The sequence below is a fragment of the Pseudomonas syringae genome (genome assembly GCF_001698815.1).
GTDB classification, from domain to species: domain Bacteria; phylum Pseudomonadota; class Gammaproteobacteria; order Pseudomonadales; family Pseudomonadaceae; genus Aquipseudomonas; species Aquipseudomonas syringae_A.
Genome location: NZ_LGSI01000020.1, coordinates 39,577 through 58,480 on the forward strand (window position 1 = coordinate 39,577; position 18,904 = coordinate 58,480).

Here is an 18,904-nt window from a genome sequence, read left to right on the forward strand (position 1 = left end):
TGGTAGACTGGCGGCCTGCAAAATTCCCGCTAGCCCTCAAGCAAGAGATCCCCATGGCAAACCAAGACCTTACTTTTGTCGCCGACGCCGATCCGGACTCCATTTCCTCAGACGTGGCCGGTATCGGCGGCCTGCTGGTCTCCACTCAGATTCCGACCCGCGCCGACGGCAGTCTGGAGCTGGGCGGCATCGTCGAGCAGAGCGAGTGCACGCTGCAGGCGTTGAAGGTTGCATTGGAAGGCGCCGGCAGCTCCATGGACCGGGTCCTGCATTTGACTATCTACCTCACCGACATGGCCGACCGTCCTGCCTTCAATGAGGTTTATCAGCGTTTCTTCAGTAAGCCCTGGCCGGTTCGCGCCGCTGTTGGCGTTGCTGCCCTGGCGGTTGAAGGGATGCGTGTGGAAGTGACCGCGATGGCTGCCAAGGGCTGAGTCGCCAGTCAGATAGCTGCGACCCAGACGCGAAGGGCGCAGCTTAGCCGATCAACACAAAGCGGCTGTCAAAGGCAATGTTGCGTATTTCGATGAGCGCCTGATATTCAGGGCTGTGGTACCAGGTCAGCGCTGCCTCGCGGTCGGTAAACTCGATGACCAAGCCCCGTTCGAGCGCGCCCGCGCCGTGCAGGACAGTCACCGGTCCCCGTGCGACAAATTTGCCGCCGAAGCCTTCTACAATCGGCCCTGCCGCCTGGGCGTATCGGTTTTTCGCAGCGTCATCTTTATCGGTGATTTCAACGATTACATAGGCGCTCATAGTGACTCCGATGTTATTGATGGGATTGCGCCGATTCTACTCACCTATTTTCAGCAGCGCCCAGCTGCGGCAAGTCAAATCCGGGCCAGCGCCTGAGCCAGATCCGCGCGCAGATCATCGATATCCTCGACGCCCACTGACAACCGCACCAGCCCATCGCCGATGCCGAGCTGTGCGCGGGTTTCTGCCGGAATGCTCGCGTGGGTCATGATCGCAGGATGCTCGATCAGGCTCTCCACGCCACCCAGGCTTTCGGCCAGGGCGAAGATCCGAACATTTTCCAGAAAGCGCGTCGCGCCAGCCAGATCGGTGTTCAAGTCGACAGAAATCATGCCGCCGAATCCGCGCATCTGCTGCCGCGCCAACTCGTGTTGAGGATGCGAAGCCAGGCCCGGATAATAGACATGCGCGACCTGCGGCTGTTGCTCCAACCATTGCGCCAGCGTCAGCGCGTTGCTGCAATGGCGTTCCATGCGCAGGGCCAGGGTCTTCACGCCGCGCAGGGTCAGAAAGGCGTCGAACGGCCCGGCGATGGCGCCCACCGAGTTTTGTAGAAAGCCCAGGCGCTCGGCCAATTCTGCGTTCTGGCCCACCACTGCGATGCCTCCGATCACGTCCGAGTGACCGTTGAGGTATTTGGTAGTCGAATGCACCACGATATCGAAGCCCAGCTCCAGCGGGCGCTGAATCCACGGGCTGGCAAAGGTGTTGTCGGCGACGCAGATAATGCCGCGTCCGCGACAGATGCGCGCCACGGCGGCGAGGTCGGTAAGACTCAACAGTGGGTTGCTCGGCGTCTCGACCCAGACCATCCGCGTGTCGTCCTGCAGCGCCGCTTCGAATGCGGCCAGATCGGTTAGATCGACATAACTGAAGCGATGCCCGGCGCTGCGTTGGCGCACTTTGTCAAACAGTCGGAAAGTGCCGCCGTACAGGTCATTGCCGGAAACGATGTGCGCGCCGGCGTCGAGCAATTCGAGCACGGTGGAAATCGCCGCCAGCCCGGACGCGAAGGCGTAGGCCTGGGTTCCGCTTTCCAGGTCCGCCACGCAGCGCTCCAGTGCCCAGCGCGTCGGGTTGTGTGAACGGCCGTAATCAAGTCCCTTGTGCACGCCGGGACTTTGTTGCAGGTAGGTCGAATTGGCGTAAATGGGTGGCATCAATGCCCCGGTGGAAGGGTCCGGCGCCTGGCCTGCATGGATCACTCTGGTGGCGAAGGCCTGTGGCGGAGTGGTTTCATCGTGTTGATTCATAGTGATCTCCGTAAATGATTGAGCAGATCGACGCGGGTAATCAAACCGTGAAAGCACACCGCGTCAGCAATAATCGCTATCAGCCCTCGATCAAGCTTGCTTTGCAACTCAACCAGACTGGCGTCCGGGGGCAGAACTTCCAATTTGTCGGTCATGGCGCTGGCCACAGTCATATGCAGATGCGATGGGTCTTCATGGACGCCGACCAAAATGTCGGATTCGTCGATAACGCCCACCAGACGCTGGCCATCCACCAGCACCGGAAGCTGCGACACATCGGCCAGACGCATGCGCTGGAAGGCGGTCAGCAGCGTGTCATCCGGGCCGACGCTGATCACTCTGCCGTCCTCGAAACGCCGAGCGATCAGGTCGCGCAGGTCGCCGTAACGCTTGCGCTGCAGCAAGCCCTGATCGGTCATCCATTGATCGTTGTACACCTTCGACAGGTAGCGGGTGCCCGTGTCGCAGACGAAGCTTACGACGCGTTTGGGCTCGGTTTGCTCGCGACAGTAGCGCAGCGCCGCCGCCAGCAACGTGCCGGTCGAAGAGCCGCCGAGAATGCCTTCGGCGCGCAACAGTTGCCGGGCATGATCGAAGCTTTCCTCGTCGCTGATGGAATAGGCCTGGCGCACGCTGGAAAGGTCGGCGATAGACGGGATGAAGTCTTCGCCGATGCCTTCCACGGCCCAGGAACCGGGCGTCGGAAGCGGCAGGCCGCGACTGTAATCCGCCATGACCGAGCCAACCGGATCGGCCAGCACCATGACCAGATCCGGCTGCACCCGGCGGAAAAAACGCGTCAGCCCGGTCAGCGTCCCAGCCGAACCGACACCGACGACGATTGCATCCAGATCATGCTCAGTCTGCGCCCAGATCTCTGGCGCGGTGCTGCACTCATGAGCCAGCGGGTTGGCCGGATTGTTGAATTGATCGGCGAAGAACGCATCGGGAATCTCCTGCGCGAGCCGCGCGGCGACGTCCTGATAATATTCGGGATGGCCCTTGCCGACGTCGGAGCGGGTGATATGCACCTCGGCGCCCATCGCCTTGAGGTGGAGGACTTTCTCGGTGGACATTTTGTCCGGCACCACCAACACGACGCGGTAGCCTTTGGCGCGACCGACCAGGGCAAGCCCCAGGCCGGTGTTGCCAGCCGTCGCCTCGATGATGGTGCCGCCGGGGCGCAGGCGACCATCGCGCTCGGCCGCATCGATCATCGCCAGACCGATGCGGTCCTTGATCGAACCGCCGGGATTCTGCGATTCGAGTTTGAGGAACAGCGTACACAGGCCGGTATCGAAGCGGGTGACGCGCACCAGCGGGGTATTGCCGATCAATCCGAGCACGGCAGGGCGGGAGTCATTAGGCATGTCTTCATCTCGCTGCGGGAATCTGCATTGAGATCAGGGTAGCTTGCCGTCCGCACACCTGCCGTCCAAATCGCCTGTCAGGTCATGCAGCAGCGGATTCCGGAAGTTTGGCGATGACTTTGATTTCAAACTGGAAGCCATACAGCCAGGTCACACCAACCCCCGTCAGAGTCGGGTGTGGCGCGTTACCCCAGAACTCTGGAATCACCTTCCAGATGGTTTCAAACTTCGACTCTGGATCGACAATGAACACTGTCACGTCGATGACATCGTCAAAGGTGCAACCGGCAGCGCCGAGAATGGCATTGAGATTGTTGAAGGCGCGACGCACCTGGCTTTCGAGATCTGCCTCGGGCGAGCCGTCTTCGTTACTGCCGACCTGTCCGGATACGAACAGGAAACCGTTGGATTTGATCGCCGGCGAATAACGATTGCGCTCATAAAGCGCCTGGCGGTCGGGTGGAAAAACCACGTCACGGATTGTCATATCTAACTCCTTCATGAGGTTAAGGAACGAGTCGAAGGCGACCCGCTCAGCGATGAAGGGACTTTAGGGACTTGTTCCGGCCCGATAAACAGGCAACTCTAGCCAGCACTGTTTGCAAATTCGAAACAATCAAGGCAGTAATCCAGCCCGCAGAGGATAGTAATGGACCGGTTCGACGCGATGCAGGCCTTCGTCAGAGTGGTGGAGGCGGGCAGCTTCACCAAGGCGGCCGAGACGCTGCATATGAGCAAGACCAGCGTGACGCAACTGGTCCAGCAGTTGGAGGCACGGTTGCAGGTCAAATTGCTCAATCGCACCACGCGCAAAGTCAACGTAACGGCCGATGGCTCGGTGTTTTACGAGCGAGCGGTCAGGCTTCTCGCCGATCTGGACGACGCCGAAACCAGCCTGTCCGCCGCGTCGACATCGCCAAGGGGACGACTGCGCGTGGATGTGCCCAGCCCGCTGGCGAGCATGATTCTGGTGCCGGCGTTGCCCGCCTTTCATGCGCGCTATCCAGATATCCAGATCGACATGGGTGTGAGCGACCGGATCGTTGATATCGTCGGAGAGAATGTCGATTGCGTGGTGCGTGGCGGCGAGCTGACCGACCAGTCTTTGATGGCCCGTCGGGTTGGCACTCTCCAGCTGGGCGTTTATGCGGCACCGAGCTATCTGGAGCGAGTCGGCACGCCAGTACATCCGCGAGAGCTGGAAGATTCGCAGCATCGCATCGTCGGCTTTCTGTGGGCGCGCACCGGTAAGGCGCTGCCCTATGCCATGCGCTTGAACGATGAAAGCGTGCATATCCAGGGCCGCTACGTTCTGGCGGTCGACGATGGCAATGCTTATCTCGCCGCTGGCCTGGCGGGCCTCGGGGTGCTTTGGTTGCCTGACTACATGGCCCAGGCCAGTGTCGCGCGTGGCGAATTGGTGCCGCTGTTTGCAGACTGGCGTCTGGACTCCATGCCGATGTACGTGGCATTTCCCCCGAACCGGCATATCAGCGTGAAGCTGCGCGTGTTCATCGATTGGGTTGTCGAGTTGATGGCACAACATGCGCCGGTCAGCGCGGTACCGCCGTTATAGACGCCTTTTCGCCCACTCAATCAATCTCGGTACTCCGGGCAAGCGCCTCCTGCTGCTCCAGCTGGTGCAGTCGCTCAGTCAACGTCGTGTGGACCCGGTCATAGGCATCACTGCCAAGCAACAAACGTTTTGGTGCAGGCTGGGCGTTGGCAGCTTCGATCATGGCGTTGGCCATTTTCAGCGGGTCGCCGTTGAGGGGGAATGCGCCACTGGTGATCGCGCGGCGCACTTCACCTGCGGGAGTTTGCTCGTAAACGTCCATCACCGGCGGGCTGACCAGCGCTGCGCCGAAATTGGTACGGGTCGGGCCCGGTTCCACCAGGGTGAATTCGATACCGAACGGCGCAACCTCTTGAGCCACGGATTCAACAAAGCCTTCGATGGCCCATTTGCTCGCGTGATAGATACTGAAGTTGGGGTAAGCGAGTTGGCCGCCCTCGGACGACACTTGTAAAATCCGGCCGCCACCTTGCTCTCGCAGATACGGCAGACAAGCGCGGATGACCTGCATCGAACCGATCAGATTGGTCTGCAATTGCTGGTTGATCTGCTCATCGCTGACTTCCTCGGCGGCACCAAACAGCGCGTAACCCGCATTGCTCACCACCACATCGATGCGCCCCAATTTGCTGAACGCTTGTCGCATGACGTCGCGAACGGCGACTGGATCGTTTACATCCAGCGCCGCCAGCCACAGCTGTTCGCCGTAACGTGCTTTCAGGTCACTCAGCGCCTCTGTTTTGCGCAAAGTGGCCGCCACCCGTTCACCGCGTTGCAGCAGCTGTTCGACCAGCGCCCGGCCTATTCCTGAAGAACTTCCGGTAACTAACCATGTTTTATTCATCGCTGTAACCTCCTCGTGATTGAGCATGGTGCCCATCGGCAAGACCACCCTAGTGCGTGATGACTGCTGTTACTATCCGGTCAATACCGTATGCACTGGTGAAATAAGCCCATGAATCAGTTGCCGCTGTCCCTTGCCGAGCTGAGCGCATTGACGCTGATCGTTGCCCATCGCAGCTTTCGCAAGGCCGCCGATGAACTTGGGCTTTCGGCTTCTACCCTGAGTCACATGATGCGCACGCTGGAAGCCAACCTCGGCGTGCGTCTGCTCAATCGCACCACGCGCAGTGTCGCGCCTACTGCTGCGGGCGAACGGCTGGTTACAAGGCTCGCGCCAATGCTCCGCGAGTTCGAGTTGGCGGTGGAAGAGGTCAATCAGTTCCGCGATCTTCCCGGCGGCACGTTGCGGATCAGTGCCAGCGAGCCTGCGGCGCGCTTTCTGCTGGAATCGATACTTCCGGCGTTCCTGTCACGCTTTCCGCAAATGGCGGTCGATCTGGTCACTGATGGCAGACTGGTCGATATCGTTGCTGACGGTTTCGACGCCGGCATTCGTTTGGGGGAATCGGTGCCGCAGGACATGATCGCCGTGAGCCTGGGGGCGGATACACGCTTTCTCGCCTTGGCCTCGCCGACCTATCTGCAGGAGCATCCCGCGCCGCTTACTCCTGACGATCTTCGTCGTCATCAATGTATTTGCATTCGCCTGCCGAGCGGCAAGCCCTACCGCTGGGAGTTTGAAAAGCACGGCCAATCCTTGACGCTGGATGTCTCTGGAACTCTAACGCTGGATAACGCCGAGATCATGGCCGACGCGGCGGCCCGCGGGTTAGGCATTGCTTATGTGCCGGAGCAGACCGCCGCTTGGTATCTGGCGAAAAAACAACTGGTGAAGGTGTTGGAGGATTGGTGTCCAGAGATCCCCGGATTGTTTTTGTATTATCCGGGCCATCGCCATGTGCCGAGGGGCTTGAGAGCGTTCATCGAGGTCATTCGTGATGTTGGTCAGGGAATGTCGTTAGAAACTGCGGGTCAGGCCGAATGATTGGATGATAAAGTTGAGCGGTTCAAGTTCAACAAGCTTATCTGTGTTGTCGTCACCCAAACCATCGTCGATGGCGCCGAAAACCGTCACCCACAGGGACGTCCATGAGTCACGCTGACACCCATACTCTTCAAACGGAAAACGAACGGCTCAAGACCGATCTGTCCGTCGCGCGAAGACAATACCGACAGCTGCTGGATTCCATCGAAACCGGCTTTTGCATCATCGAAATGAAATTTGATGACGATGGGCGTCCGTGCGATTACCGGTTCATCGAGACCAATCGCGTTTTCGAACAGCATTCCGGCCTGGCCGATGCCAAAGGCAGATGGGTTCGGGACATGGTGCCCGATCAAGACCAGCACTGGTTCGACGTCTACGGAAAAGTGGCAGACACCGGTGAACCAAAACGCTTTGAACATTATGGAGAGGCGCTGCGTCGATGGTTTGAAGTTCATGCCACGGCCATAAACACGGAGCAGAAGATCGTTGCAGTGCTGTTCACGGATATCACTGCGCGCCGGAATGCGGAATTGGCGCTGCGACAAAGCGAAGAGTACTGGCGCGGCATTTTTGAACGGCTCGACGACGGGTTCGTTCTCGGTGAGCTCATTCGTGAGGCAGACGGGACGGTCAGCGACTGGCGATACCTGGACGTCAATCCGGCCTGGGCTGAGCTGGTCGGTGTGACCAACGCACAAGTGCAGGGTCGAACAGTCCGGGAGTTGTTTCCAGACATCGAAAATTTCTGGATCGACGAGGTTGCAGCAGCGGTCAATCAGCAAAAAACTTCAGCGTTCAATCATCAGGTTGCGGGCATAAGGCGCTGGTTCGAAGGCCGTGTGCATCCGCTGGAGGACGATAGATTCACGATCATTTTTCAGGAAGTGACCGAGGCTCATCGTGCGCTGGTCAGGCGCCAGGCACTGCTCGAACTGAGTGACGTTTTACGTGACATGCAAGAACCCGAAGACATGGCGTACAGCGTCTCTGCAACCTTGGGCAGCGTCCTCGAATGTGATGCTGCCTGTTATCTGTCGGTGAACCCTGACGGGCAGCTTGTACTGGACAGTCGGTGCTGGCCAGACGCTGCAGAAACCGCGCTGGATGGACTCTGTAGCGGGAATGAATCGGACTGGTTTTCCAGTCAATTGGCACTGGGCAAGCTACTGTCGATAGCTGATGTCGCGAACGATCCCCGTTGCTGCGATGCGCAGGGCGTGTTGCGGGCTGGCATAGGGTCGCTGCTCAGCGTGCCATTGGTGGAAAACGGCAAAACGGTGGCCGCTCTGTGTGCTATCCGTAATGAACCGTATGCCTGGACGGCAGCGGAGATGCGGTTTACCGCAGATGCAGCGGGGCGCACGCGCAGTGCTATCGCCAGGCGCAGGGCTGAAAACGATCTGCGGCAGATCAACGCCTCTCTGGAGCAGCTTGTCCAGGACCGAACCCAAGAGTTGATGCGTTCTGAAGAGCAGCTCCGGCAATCCCAGAAAATGGAGGCGGTAGGGCAGTTGACCGGCGGCATCGCCCACGACTTCAACAACCTGCTGACCGGGATTTCCGGCAGCCTAGAGATGATGCAGACCCGGATAGGGCAAGGGCGCATCAATGAACTCGAAAAATATGTGAACTCGGCGCACGGATCGTCCCAGCGGGCGGCCGCCTTGACTCACAGGCTTCTGGCGTTTTCGCGGCGACAGACACTTGATCCCAAGCCGACTGATATCAATCGTCTGGTCGCCGGCATGCAGGATCTGATCGCTCGCACCGTAGGCCCGGCGGTTGAGACCCGCATGCTGCTCGACGAGGCATTGTGGACCAGTAACGTCGACGGCAATCAGCTGGAAAATGCCTTGTTGAATCTCTGTATCAATGCCCGTGATGCGATGCCCGCAGGCGGCAAGCTGGTGGTCGAAACCGCCAATTGTGCCCTGGACGTCCGTGCTGCCGATGCCTTTGATCTCTCCCCTGGAAACTACGTGTCATTGAGCGTTATCGATACAGGCGTCGGCATGAGCCCGGCCGTGGTGGCCAAGGCATTCGAGCCATTTTTTACCACCAAGCCGCTGGGTATGGGCACCGGCTTGGGCCTGTCGATGATCTATGGCTTCATCAGGCAATCCGGCGGGCAGGCGAAAATCTATTCGGAAGTCGGGAAAGGCTCTACCGTGCGACTGTACCTGCCGCAGGAAACGACCCGACACGTCGAGCAGGTCCCTTTGCAACCCCTGGAAATGCCCCGGGCGTCAGAGGGGCAAACTGTATTGGTGGTCGATGACGAACCCACAGTGCGTCATTTGGTGGCAGAAATTCTGGAAGAGTTGGGCTACACCGCTTTGGAAGCCGCCGATGGCGCATCGGGGCTGCGAATTCTCGAGTCCAATGCCCGGGTTGATCTGTTGGTCACCGACGTCGGTTTGCCAGGTGGCATGAACGGTCGCCAGATGGCTGATTATTCCCGCTCAAGTCGTCCGGATCTGAAGATATTGTTCATCACCGGCTACGCAGAAAACGCCGTCATCGGCAACGGCGATCTCGATCCCAACATGCACGTCATGACCAAGCCCTTTTCGGTCGAAGGCCTGGCCGTGCGGATCAAGAGTCTGATCGAGAGCTGACGGCGCCTTTGGTTTCCCCCAGAATTCTCGCGGCATCCCGGGCCGGGCGAAGACCAAATATCCGCGCATAATCACGGCCGAACTGGGTGGCGCTTTCGTAGCCGACTTCGAAGGCTGCGCTAGTGACGCTTCTGGCGCTGGCGACCAGAACATCGCAGGGACGACGATCAGCGATTTTAGCAGCGCGGCGGTCCGCTACACGGAATATCGCTGTAGGAGCGAACTTGTTCGCGAAGAGGCGGTACATCCGGTAGAGATCCAGCGCCTGAAACACTGCTTCGCGAATAAATTCGCTCCTACAGAGGGGGCACAGGATTGCGGTAGGAACGCCTGCGCCTGCGGTCGCAGGCGGTCTGCTTTGGTAAAGTCCAAGGCATGACTTCCACGCCCAGCCTCGATCAAATGAGCCCTGATCAAGGTAGCTTTGCTCGATGACCTGCCTGATACGGATATCGCGGCTATCGAGGCTGAGTTGAGGCGGTCAGTTGCTTCCGCATAACTGGATAGCTACTTGGCTCGCGCAAGGTGATTCAGGCAGACGGTCGCTTTCAGGCTGCGAACCTAATATAGCAATATCGGTCGGGCACGTTACGCTTGCTGACTTCATTCTGGTTTCCTCAACGAGGGACGGCCATGACCACAAGGCTTAAGCATTACCAATCCCGCATACAAATGGTGCTTGATCACATAGACGTGAATCTTGATGGCTGCCTTGATCTGGAAACGTTGAGCAGTATCGCAGCCTTTTCTAAATTCCATTTTCACAGGCAGTTCCTGGCTATCGTCAGGTTACCCTTGAATCGCTATGTCCAGCTCGCTCGCATGAAGCGCGCCTCCTACAAACTGGCGTTTAGGCGAAACGAAACGGTTACAGAGATAGCCATGGATGCTGGTTATGGAGCACCAGATGCCTTTGCGCGCGCTTTTCGGCAGAGGCTAGGACAAAGGCCCTCAGTTTTTCGGAAAGCTCCTGACTGGGAGCGATGGTTGACTACGTTCGAGCCACTCCACGCCGCGAGGAACAAGTGCATGCTGACAACTTATCAGTCCAGTGATGTGACTATCCGAAGCGTACCCTCGACACGGGTGGCAATTATGCAGCACCAAGGTAGCCCTTCAAATGTAGGTGCGAGAGTTCAACGTTTCATAGCTTGGCGGCAAAGCACCGGTCTGATTCCTCCGGTCAGCAAGACTTTCAATGTGTTTTATTCTGACCCCCGTACAACGCCGCCGGACGAGTTTCGTCTCGACTTGTGCGCTGGCACTGACCAACCAATTGAGCTAACCGATGTCCCGATAATAGCCGGCAACATTCCGGCTGGTCGTTGCGCTGTCCTAAAGGTCGTGGGAAGTTCGGATAACCTTGAGCAAGCCGCTTTGTACCTTTACAGCGAATGGTTCCCAGCCAGCGGCGAGGAGCTTCGGGATTTTCCGCTTTATTGTCAGCGCATAAAATTCTTTCCAGACGTCCCTGAGAGCGAAGCAATTACAGAGCTTTTCCTGCCTTTAACGTAAAGGATGTTTTCACGCGCCTGCTTACGCAGCGGGCGAGTGAAATTGATCAGTGGAAGCTGCAACTGCGCTTGACCAGCATTACCGACAGCTGCCGGGACTCCACGACCTCCCACTCAGACACGATCGAAAGTTTTGATGCCGGGCAGGACAAGCTCGACCTCACGACGCCGGGTTACACAAGCCTTGGCGACGGCCACGGCAGCAGCCTGAAGCCCTTATATAACGCAGCCCAGGACGCGACGTATCTCAAGAGTTTCGAATTATCGCACCGCTACCGAAGATCATTCCGACGTAATCACCGATTATGAGTCCGGCGATATTCTTTATGCGCTGGATTTAGGCTTCACCAAGTTGGGCGATGGCACCAACGGCACGCTCAAGCGTGACTATGACTCAGGCAAAAACCAGACCTATCTCCATTCATTGGAAGCAAATAACCAGGGCCAATTCTTCCAGGTGACCTTGGCCGGCGAGCACAAAGCCGTGTCGATCGCCCTGGATGAGTTGTATGTGGATGAGCAGCCGATCCAGAGTGTCGGGGTAAATCCCACCGATCCTGCGCCTGTTTAACAATCGCCGCGATCAGTTCTTCAACCTTCCAGCCACTGCGAATGAAGTTTGGGGAACTGTTCCTGGAGCCAATCCAGAAACACTTCCACTTGCGGCGCCAGATGCTTGCGGCTGGGGTAAAGCACTGTGATCGGCCGAGGGAGTGGGCGGTAAGGTTTGAGGATCTCCACCAGCGCGCCGCTGGCCAGGTATTGGTCCACGGCAATGCCGGGAGCCTGAAGAATGCCAAAGCCGGCAACGCCGCATTGCACGTAGGCATTGGATTCGGTGACGGCAATACCTGCGTGGCTCAGGTAGGTTCTGTCCTGGCCATTGACCGAGAAATGCCAGGGCAAGGTTCGGTTGTTCTGGCCGGACAGGAAGCTGACCCCCTGATGATTATCCAGATCCTCCAGAGTGGTGGGCTCGCTGTGTTCACGCAGATACTTGGGCGCGGCGCAGGTCACCATGGTTGCCAGGCCGATGGGGCGCGCTATCAAGGTTGAGTCCGGCAGCACCCCGATGCGCAGGGCGCAATCGATGCCTTCACCCACCAGATCCACCGTTCGATCAGTCACGCCGAGCACCAGGTCGATCTCGGGGAACAGCCTGCTGAACGCGCGCAGACTGTCCATCAGTTCGACTTGGGCAAAGGCCGTTGGAATGTCGATGCGCAGTCGCCCGCCAAGGGTCGAGCCGGAGCGGTCGAACATTGAGGTGACGTCGGAGATAGTGCCGAGGATTTCTTTAACACGGTCGTAAAAGCGCTCTCCCTCCGTGGTCAGCTTTACCTGGCGCGTGGTGCGCTGAAACAGGCGAACCCCCAGCGATGTCTCCAGCTCCTGAATGGAACGAGTCACTTGCGGGCGGCCAATCTGCAACGACTCAGCTGCCTTGGTGAAACTCCCCAGTTCGGCCAGCCTGGCAAACAATCGCATCGATTGCAGCAACTCCATTTTTCTTCCCCGTAGCCTCTCAGTTGCGCTCGATCCTACATCAATCGCATCGATTGTTGCCGCTGAAAACAACAATCATGTTAATTCCTGCGCATTTATTGCCTCGCGGCGAGGGGCAACAATGGCTTCAGAACACGGCAGATCGCCCTGACAGACCTGGAGACGCGCAATGAAAGCCTGGCTACTGAAAGATTTTGGACTCGATAACCTGCAGATGGGCGAGGTGCCGACCCCGCAACCCAAGGCTGGGGAGTTGCTGGTGAAGGTGGGCGCGGTGTCTCTCAACTTTCGCGACAAGGCTATCGTCGATGGTATCTACGAACCACACAGGGTGCCCAAGCCGCTGATCCCGGTCAGCGATGCCGCAGGCACCGTGGTTGCCGTTGGCGACGGCGTGACGCGCTTCAGGATCGGCGATCGGGTCAATTCCCATCTGTATTCGCGCTGGCTGGACGGTGAACCGGGCCCGCATGAGCCGGACTATTGTTTCGGTTCGCCGCTGCCGGGTGGATTGGCTGAGTTCATGATCATCCATGAGGACAGCGCTGTCGCCGCGCCGCAGAACATGTCTGACGAAGAAGCAGCAACCTTGCCTATCGCAGCACTCACGGCCTGGTATTCGCTGGTGGATTATGGGCAGATCCGGCCAGGCCAGACCGTGCTCGTCCAGGGCACTGGCGGGGTATCAGTTTTCGCCGTACAGATTGCAACTGCGCTTGGCGCTCGCGTCATCGCGACGTCCAGCAGCGATGCGAATCTGCAAACCGTGCAAGCGCTGGGTGCCGTCGCTGGAATCAATTACTGGACCACGCCGGACTGGGAGGCGCAAGTGCTCCGGCTGACCGATGGCAAAGGCGTCGATCTGCTGCTCGATATCGCGGGTGGCAGCGGTATCAACCAGTCGATTGCGGCAACCAAGGCCGCTGGCCGTATCGCCCAGATCGGCTTCCTGACCGGGCAGACCGTGCAGTTGAACCTGATGCCGCTGATCTTCCGCCAGACGACGATTCGTGGCATCGCGGTGGCGCCGCGCTCATCGTTCGACCGCATGAATGTGTTCCTCAATGAGCACAAAATTCGCCCGGTGATCGACAAGGTTTACCCATTCGAGCAGGCCCGCGAAGCTTATGAGCATCTGGCCAGAGGCGCCGTCGGCAAGGTCGTGATCAAAGTCGGCTGAAATCATTGATGCGAATACAGCTTCAACGCCTTGGCAAATCCCCGGGCTCTGAATATGGCACTGCCTTCGCCGAGATCACCGTCGCTGGCAACCAGGTATACCTCGTTGGTCTCGGGCTTGATTGCCAGGCTGGTCGAGCGCAGGAAGTGGCCTTTTTCGCGGCCGGGGATCAGGATCTGGCCGATAGGCAGGCCGTTCGGATTCAGCACCAGAACCCTGCCCTGGCTGTACATCGCCACGTAGAGATTGCCATCCTGGTCCACGCGCATCGAATCCGGGGAAGGGCCGTTGAAGCGATAGATCACTGCCTCGCCAAACGGGGCAATGGTCGTTGCGTCCTTCAGCTCGATGCGGTGCAGCAAGCCAGTGGCGAACTCCGTGACCCACAGGGTCTTGCCGTCGGGCGACAAGGCGATGCCGTTGGCAATCGCCAGTTTGGGCAGGATCGGCACGATGCTTTTGCCGTCTGCGGGTACGTAATACACGCCGCCGGTGGGTTCGGTGGACGTGCCTTTGAAATCCGTGAAGTAAAAACCGCCGGTGTTGTCGAACACCAGATCATCCACCAGATAGTTTTTGTTGCCGGCAATCATCACTTGCTGCGCCGAGCCATCGGGTTTGTAGGCGGTCAAGTTGCCGGTGTTCTTGAAGTTGCCCAGCCCCGCGACGTATAGGCGACCGTCCTTATGAATCGCCAGCCCCGCTGAACCCAAGGCATTTTTCGGCACCACGACACTGAGCTTGCCCTGGGTGTCGACCTTGAGCACCTGCCCGCCGAAGACTTCCACGAACAGCAGATTGCCTTCCCGGTCGAAAGACGGTCCTTCCAGCTGCAGGCCATTTTCCGAAACCTTCAGCCATTGCTGGGCGGTGACGGTGGGCAGGTCTTTTTCAGCGGCTGCAATCGCCTGTAGCTGTTGGCCCTCGGCAGGGTAGCTGAGCGTCGGAATCGACTCTGCGGCCTGTGCGTTGATCACGCCGGCACTGAGCAGGAAAAGCAGGGAAGCCAGGATTTTTTCATGCATTGAGAACACCTGATTATTGTTGTTTTTGATTGCGATGCGTCATGCACCCAGCAGGGCGACAAGCGCCGGAACGGTGAGCACCGCCGTGTAATAACCCATGAATTGCACGCCGATGTTGAAGCCCAGAAAGCGTGACAAAAATCCACCCAGCAGCCCCACAGTAACGATCACCAGCAGCCCGAGCAGGCCACCTTCCCAGATGCCGATCACCAGAATCAGGCCGACAAAAGTGGCGATGACGGCTTCGTGGCTGATCTTGCGCGACACATAAGAAGCGGCTCGATGTGCGTAATTCATGGTGAACGGATAGGCGATCAGGATGGCGACCACCACTGCCAGCATGCCGTAGCCGAGAAACTCCCAGGTGCTGAGCAGCGAGTGCAGGTTATTCACTTGCCCGGTCGCCGCATCCACGCTGAAACGCGGCGGCGCGTTGAACAGCGGCGCGGCCGGGCCCGCCGCGACAGGGCTGAGCGGCAGACCGAAGGCGATCAGCGGAATCAATGCTTCGGCGATGTAAGTCGCCTCGGTGACGCCGTTGCGCGCGGTGATTACGGTAGTGAGGCGATGGTAGACATGCTTGACCCGCGACCCGACCATTTCGCCCATGATCACGGTCATCGCCACCGGACTGAAGACAAAGGTGGCACTGGAGATGACGGCGGTAATGCCTGTCCACATGCTTTGCTTGCTGTCCAGAACCTTGAGCGGGTTAGGGAAGAAGCCTCCCCAACTTTTGACGTCCGGCGACAACGAGAACGTGCGGACCTCCTGGCGACGCATTTTTTCCCGTTCGGCGGGCGCGAGCATCGAGAACAGCGCAGCAATCAATGGGCCGATGGCGATGCCGAGGAAGTAGCTGACGCTGAGTTTGACGCCGTACTGCCCGGTCATGCTTTGCAGGCCAACGATGATCATGACGAACGGAATCAGGGTCAGCACCGCCGCCAGACGACCTTTTGAGAACCAGGCAATGGCGACTGCCGCTGCCAGGAACACCCACGGGGCGGCGCGCTTGATCATGTCGCCGAACGGCGCGAGCATCACCGCGAACAATACAGCCATGGGGACGGCGATCAACGCCGCGATCACGGCGCCGGAAATCATCTTGCGCAAGGCGATGTGCGGAACGCCGAGGTTGCGCAGGAAGTTAGCCTCGCGCATGAGCGGCGTGGCCATGGTGTCGCCGGGAATCCCCAGCAACGCGGTCGGTACGGCGTGGGTCATGTGCTTGGCGACGGCGCCGGCAAGAAAGAAGGTCAGGATGCCAGGGGCAGGAACGCCGAGCAGCACGACCAGCAAGGTCAGTGGCGCGAGGGTCGTGGTCTCGTCGCTGCCGGAAATAAGTCCAATCCCGGCAAAGATCACCGCACCGAGAATGCCCATGCCCAACGCGATGAGGAGCTGATCCAGCAAAGGCGCCATCATGACCGACCACCTTTGATGCTCACTGCGCTCTCCACATCCAACGCGGGCAGTTCCGGGCCATCGGCCGGGGCACGTTGTGCCCGCTCATAGTCCGCGAACAGCTCATACAGATCCATCTCGCGAAGCTCGGCAATGGTGGCCGACGGCAAGTCGGAGAGCTTGCCCAGATCGCCGAACTCGTTCTGCAGTTCGAGCAAAACCTGGGCGCGCCAGGCGGGGTCGGCCTGGTGTTCCATGACATGGCGCTTGGGTTTGAAGCACGCGGCACTGATGGCTCCACCCGCCAGGCAGCCGACGATGCCGATCAACATGGCATACGCGCGGGCCATTTGCGCAGAAGCGACCCAGCCGACCAGCAGGTGCTGGGCGATGAAAAACGCCCCCAGGCTGACGAATGCACCGATGGCGATGGCGTAGATCAGATGGCGACCGTCTACCGTGTCGCCCCAAACTTCATACAGTTCGGATTTCAAAGGATTCTCCCACTGCCCTTGCGGGCTTTTATTGTTATCAAGGTGAAGAGATGCAGCTTAATTCAGCGCGACCGTTCGACGTTTGGCGAGCAGGGCGCGGGATACCCGGGACGCGGTTTCGCGACCCAGCTCGGCGTTGATGAATTCGCCCGTCTCGATCAACGCCTCAAGGTCGACCCCGTGGCTCAAACCCAGGCCGTTCAGCAGGTAGATCACGTCTTCGGTGGCCACATTGCCGGTCGCTCCGGGCGAATAAGGGCAACCACCCAAACCCGCGACCGAGCTGTCGAACACCCGCACGCCGGCCTCCAGTGCCGCGTAGATATTGGCGATGGCCATCCCGTACGTGTCATGAAAGTGGCCTGCGAGCGCGCTCATGGGTACGGCTTCGCTACAGGCTTTCAGCATCGCTTTGGTTGCCGCAGGCGTGCCTGCGCCGATGGTGTCGCCCAGGCTGATTTCATAACAACCCATTTCGTAGAGCGAAGCGCTGACAGCCGCGACGGCCTCGGGTTTGACTTCACCTGTAAACGGACAGCCCATGACGCAGGAAACATAGCCGCGCACCCTGACACCCGCATCTTGCGCGCGGGCCATGACCTGTTGAAAACGTTGAAGGCTTTCGGCTATTGAGCAGTTGATGTTCTTTTGCGAGAAAGCTTCCGATGCGGCAGCAAATACCGCCACTTCACGACAGCCTGCGGCCAGCGCGGCTTCGAGTCCTTGCACATTCGGCACCAGCGCTGTCCAGGTCACGCCGGAACGCACCGGCAAGGCCTTGAACACCTCGTCCGAACCGGCCATTTGCGGCACCCAGCGGGGTGAAACAAAAGCACCTGCCTCAAGGGTTCGCAATCCCGCGTTTGCCAGGCGTTCCAGCAATTGCACGCGCAGCTGCGGCGCAAGTGTCAGTGGCTCGTTCTGCAAGCCATCACGGGCGCCAACTTCAACCAGCCGGACAGCCTGTTCGCCAACGGCGCTCATCACTGCGCCCGCTTTTGCTTGAGCAGCTCAGCCGCGTGGTCGGAGCGCACATCCCCCGCGTCGACCATCTGCTTGACCAGCCAGCTGACTTCATCGCCTTTGGCGCCGGCCGAAAGCGCGATGTTGCGCGCGTGCAGCGCCATGTGCCCGCGTTGTATGCCCTCGGTGGACAGTGCGCGCAATGCGCCCAGATTCTGCGCCAGGCCGACCGCGACGGCGATTTCGGCCAATTCTTGAGCGGTTTTCACCCCCAGAATGCGCAAGGACAGTTGCGCCAGCGGATGAGTCTTGGTGGCGCCGCCGACCAGTCCGACGGGCATGGGCATTTCCAGGGTTCCCACCAGATTGCCCTGACCATCTTTTTCCCAGGTGGTCAACGAGCCGTAATGCCCATTGCGACAGGCATACGCATGGGCCCCGGCTTCAACCGCGCGCCAGTCATTACCCGTGGCGACAATCAGCGGGTCGATGCCGTTCATGATGCCTTTGTTGTGGGTGGCCGCCCGATAGGGATCAATCACCGCGAAGTTGTACGCATCAAGAATGCCTTCGATGACATCCTCGCCCTTGAAGGTAGTGGTGGTCAGCAGTTCCGGGGCGATACGAATCTGGGCACGAGCCAGGCGCAGGTCGGCAAGGTTGGACAGAATCCGCAACCTGACTTTGCCGCCGGTGATTTCCTCCATCAACGGCGCTACCGCTTCAGCCATGGTGTTCACCGTGTTGGCGCCCATGGCATCGCGCACGTCGACGATCAGGTGCGCGACCAGCATCGGCCCACGGGGACTTTGGGCGAAGGTATGAACTTCGATATCACGGCAGCCGCCGCCCAGCTTGTTGAGCAGTTGATCCTTGCGGTTCGCCAGTTCGATGATTTCATCCTTGCGCCGCATCAGACTCAAACGGGCGTTGTACGGGTCGGACACTTCGACAATCTGTACCTGGGCACGCATCAAAGGCAGCGAGCTTGAAGTCTGAAAGCCCCCGGCTTCCCGGGCCAGCTTGGCCATGAACGAAGCCGCCGCAACCACCGAAGGCTCCTCGACCACCAACGGCACGATGACGTCGCGGCCATTAATCTGGAAGTTGCTCGCCACCGCATAAGGCAGTTCGAATTTGCCGATCACGTTTTCGATCATGCCGTCGGCAATTTCCAGCGGCAGCGCACCAGCGTCACGCAGGAGGGCGACGTCGTCGGCGGGCAGATCAAGAAGTTCGCGCAGGTGGTCCAGGCGTTCGGCGGGGGGCATGCCTCGGAACATGGGAAGGCGTGAGTCAATGCTCATGAGAGGGGTCCTGTATCGATTATTGTTTTTCAGTGGTTGCCACC

General features: G+C 59.1%; 18 protein-coding genes and 1 pseudogene. 7 read left to right on the plus strand and 12 right to left on the minus strand.

Translation table 11 applies throughout. From position 1 onward, the window contains the following. Positions 1–53: 53 nt before the first annotated feature. The gene (locus tag AFK24_RS04860; protein ID WP_065832165.1) at positions 54–434 is read left to right on the plus strand and encodes a RidA family protein; all 381 of its coding nucleotides are present in this window, start codon (positions 54–56) and stop codon (positions 432–434) included. Positions 435–477: 43 nt separating this feature from the next. Here AFK24_RS04860 and AFK24_RS04865 read toward each other — a convergent pair whose 3' ends face one another. The 4 genes from AFK24_RS04865 to AFK24_RS04880 all read right to left on the minus strand — a co-directional run bounded on the left by AFK24_RS04865 (position 478) and on the right by AFK24_RS04880 (position 3,866). Beyond that, complete coding sequence (locus AFK24_RS04865) at positions 478–756, minus strand: DUF1330 domain-containing protein (RefSeq protein WP_065832166.1); 279 nt, start codon at positions 754–756, stop codon at positions 478–480. A gap of 74 nt (positions 757–830) precedes the next feature. Beyond that, positions 831–2,009 carry a cystathionine gamma-synthase gene (locus AFK24_RS04870; RefSeq protein WP_065832167.1) on the minus strand — a complete coding sequence of 393 codons (1,179 nt, stop codon included), beginning with the start codon at positions 2,007–2,009 and terminating at the stop codon, positions 831–833. Beyond that, the gene (locus AFK24_RS04875; protein ID WP_065832168.1) at positions 2,006–3,379 is read right to left on the minus strand and encodes a pyridoxal-phosphate dependent enzyme; all 1,374 of its coding nucleotides are present in this window, start codon (positions 3,377–3,379) and stop codon (positions 2,006–2,008) included. Before AFK24_RS04875 ends, AFK24_RS04870 begins: the two co-directional genes overlap by 4 nt. Before the next feature lie 82 nt (positions 3,380–3,461). Next, positions 3,462–3,866 (minus strand): RidA family protein, encoded by a 405-nt coding sequence (locus tag AFK24_RS04880; RefSeq protein WP_065832169.1) that lies wholly within the window; start codon positions 3,864–3,866, stop codon positions 3,462–3,464. A 162-nt stretch (positions 3,867–4,028) separates the two neighbouring features. On the opposite strand from AFK24_RS04880, the gene AFK24_RS04885 reads away from it, so the two are divergent. Further along, the gene (locus AFK24_RS04885; protein WP_065832170.1) at positions 4,029–4,955 is read left to right on the plus strand and encodes a LysR family transcriptional regulator; all 927 of its coding nucleotides are present in this window, start codon (positions 4,029–4,031) and stop codon (positions 4,953–4,955) included. A gap of 16 nt (positions 4,956–4,971) precedes the next feature. Here AFK24_RS04885 and AFK24_RS04890 read toward each other — a convergent pair whose 3' ends face one another. Beyond that, positions 4,972–5,799, minus strand: a complete 828-nt coding sequence (locus AFK24_RS04890; protein WP_065832171.1) for an SDR family oxidoreductase — start codon at positions 5,797–5,799, stop codon at positions 4,972–4,974. 111 nt (positions 5,800–5,910) lie between these two features. On the opposite strand from AFK24_RS04890, the gene AFK24_RS04895 reads away from it, so the two are divergent. Together AFK24_RS04895 and AFK24_RS04900 are read left to right on the plus strand one after the other, a co-directional pair. Continuing rightward, positions 5,911–6,843, plus strand: coding sequence for a LysR family transcriptional regulator (locus AFK24_RS04895; RefSeq protein WP_065832172.1), 933 nt, complete (start codon positions 5,911–5,913; stop codon positions 6,841–6,843). A gap of 104 nt (positions 6,844–6,947) precedes the next feature. Beyond that, positions 6,948–9,464, plus strand: a complete 2,517-nt coding sequence (locus tag AFK24_RS04900; protein WP_065832173.1) for an ATP-binding protein — start codon at positions 6,948–6,950, stop codon at positions 9,462–9,464. Here AFK24_RS04900 and AFK24_RS31465 read toward each other — a convergent pair. Continuing rightward, a pseudogene (locus tag AFK24_RS31465) lies at positions 9,442–9,615 on the minus strand (AraC family transcriptional regulator); the annotation flags it as partial. The gene AFK24_RS04900 and the pseudogene AFK24_RS31465 overlap by 23 nt on opposite strands. Positions 9,616–10,097: 482 nt before the next feature. Here AFK24_RS31465 and AFK24_RS04910 point away from each other — a divergent pair. Together AFK24_RS04910 and AFK24_RS04915 are read left to right on the plus strand one after the other, a co-directional pair. Next, entirely contained in the window at positions 10,098–10,979 is an 882-nt protein-coding gene (locus tag AFK24_RS04910) for an AraC family transcriptional regulator (protein ID WP_065832175.1), read from the plus strand. 351 nt (positions 10,980–11,330) lie between these two features. Further along, entirely contained in the window at positions 11,331–11,549 is a 219-nt protein-coding gene (locus tag AFK24_RS04915; protein ID WP_065832176.1) for a hypothetical protein, read from the plus strand. Between the two features lie 20 nt (positions 11,550–11,569). Here the strand turns inward: AFK24_RS04915 and AFK24_RS04920 are convergent, their stop codons facing one another. Beyond that, entirely contained in the window at positions 11,570–12,484 is a 915-nt protein-coding gene (locus AFK24_RS04920; RefSeq protein ID WP_065832177.1) for a LysR family transcriptional regulator, read from the minus strand. Positions 12,485–12,653: 169 nt separating this feature from the next. Between AFK24_RS04920 and AFK24_RS04925 the strand changes: the two genes are divergently transcribed. After that, positions 12,654–13,664, plus strand: coding sequence for a zinc-dependent alcohol dehydrogenase family protein (locus AFK24_RS04925; RefSeq protein ID WP_065832178.1), 1,011 nt, complete (start codon positions 12,654–12,656; stop codon positions 13,662–13,664). 2 nt (positions 13,665–13,666) lie between these two features. Here the strand turns inward: AFK24_RS04925 and AFK24_RS04930 are convergent, their stop codons facing one another. The 5 genes from AFK24_RS04930 to AFK24_RS04950 are packed head-to-tail and all read right to left on the minus strand — an operon-like array spanning position 13,667 to position 18,860. Further along, positions 13,667–14,689 (minus strand): SMP-30/gluconolactonase/LRE family protein, encoded by a 1,023-nt coding sequence (locus AFK24_RS04930; protein WP_065832179.1) that lies wholly within the window; start codon positions 14,687–14,689, stop codon positions 13,667–13,669. A 39-nt stretch (positions 14,690–14,728) separates the two neighbouring features. Then, positions 14,729–16,117: a tripartite tricarboxylate transporter permease gene (locus AFK24_RS04935; RefSeq protein ID WP_205884851.1), complete on the minus strand. Its 1,389-nt coding sequence runs from the start codon at positions 16,115–16,117 to the stop codon at positions 14,729–14,731. Then, positions 16,114–16,590 carry a hypothetical protein gene (locus AFK24_RS04940; protein ID WP_065832180.1) on the minus strand — a complete coding sequence of 159 codons (477 nt, stop codon included), beginning with the start codon at positions 16,588–16,590 and terminating at the stop codon, positions 16,114–16,116. Before AFK24_RS04940 ends, AFK24_RS04935 begins: the two co-directional genes overlap by 4 nt. A gap of 57 nt (positions 16,591–16,647) precedes the next feature. Next, positions 16,648–17,574 carry a hydroxymethylglutaryl-CoA lyase gene (locus AFK24_RS04945; protein WP_065832181.1) on the minus strand — a complete coding sequence of 309 codons (927 nt, stop codon included), beginning with the start codon at positions 17,572–17,574 and terminating at the stop codon, positions 16,648–16,650. Continuing rightward, positions 17,574–18,860 (minus strand): hydroxymethylglutaryl-CoA reductase, degradative, encoded by a 1,287-nt coding sequence (locus tag AFK24_RS04950; protein WP_065832182.1) that lies wholly within the window; start codon positions 18,858–18,860, stop codon positions 17,574–17,576. The genes AFK24_RS04945 and AFK24_RS04950 overlap by 1 nt, the downstream gene beginning before the upstream one ends. Positions 18,861–18,904 lie beyond the last annotated feature (44 nt).